The sequence below is a fragment of the Candidatus Symbiothrix dinenymphae genome (assembly GCF_001431085.1).
Map to the genome: position 1 here is coordinate 1 of NZ_BBRU01000530.1, position 381 is coordinate 381.

Below are 381 nucleotides of genomic sequence, written 5' to 3' on the forward strand. Positions count from 1 at the left end.
CTTCAATACTTATCAAATCCTCATCGCTGGGGATTTTGTAAAAAAACTCCGCCCCACCCTCAAGCGGCCGCACACTGTCAAACACAGGAGGCGTCGGCGGAGTAGTATCATCCGAAGAAATCCCAAACCGTTCCCCCTCCGCGCAGGAATAAAAACCTCCCACTCCAAGAAGCAATAAAATTGCCATTTTCCTAAAATTATTCATAATCTATAATTTTTAAATTTTATAATATCTAAACTCTAAACTCTAAACTCTAATATCTAAACTCTAATATCTACCATCCCGGATTTTGAATAAGCTCCTTATTTTTAGTCAATTCCCCCGTAGGAATAGGCCAAAGGCAATCGCGCAGGGTAAACATGCGAGGCTGACAAAGTTTC

Annotated in this window: 2 protein-coding genes; both read right to left on the reverse strand. The window is 40.9% G+C overall.

The annotated features are described in order from the left end of the window. Positions 1-205: hypothetical protein (locus ASC50_RS05485; protein ID WP_226995421.1), on the reverse strand; the 205-nt coding region annotated here is incomplete at its 3' end. A 70-nt stretch (positions 206-275) separates the two neighbouring features. Continuing rightward, positions 276-362, reverse strand: coding sequence for a RagB/SusD family nutrient uptake outer membrane protein (locus tag ASC50_RS08605; RefSeq protein ID WP_226995422.1), 87 nt, complete (start codon positions 360-362; stop codon positions 276-278). Positions 363-381 lie beyond the last annotated feature (19 nt).

Coding starts and splice junctions, on each gene's coding strand:
- ASC50_RS08605 (WP_226995422.1), bottom strand. CDS start 362: ATGTTTACCCTGCGCGATTGCCTTTGGCCTATTCCTACGGGGGAATTG.